The sequence below is a fragment of the Limosilactobacillus albertensis genome (genome assembly GCF_014145555.1).
GTDB classification, from domain to species: domain Bacteria; phylum Bacillota; class Bacilli; order Lactobacillales; family Lactobacillaceae; genus Limosilactobacillus; species Limosilactobacillus albertensis.
In genome coordinates this window covers 1-228 of sequence record NZ_JACIVD010000026.1, presented here as the reverse complement: position 1 = coordinate 228, position 228 = coordinate 1, and the positions used below count along the sequence as shown (strand labels likewise).

Here is a 228-nt window from a genome sequence, read left to right as displayed (position 1 = left end):
GCGAGCTGGGTTCAGAACGTCGTGAGACAGTTCGGTCCCTATCCGTCGCGGGCGTAGGAAATTTGAGAGGACCTGTCCTTAGTACGAGAGGACCGGGATGGACATACCGCTGGTGTACCAGTTGTTCCGCCAGGAGCACCGCTGGGTAGCTATGTATGGACGAGATAAACGCTGAAAGCATCTAAGTGTGAAACTCGCCTCGAGATGAGATTTCCCATTTCCTTCGGG

General features: G+C 54.4%; 1 rRNA gene. It reads left to right on the top strand.

Annotation, left to right across the window (positions count from 1 at the left end):
- Nucleotides 1-228, top strand: a 23S ribosomal RNA gene (locus H5S41_RS00450); the annotation flags it as partial.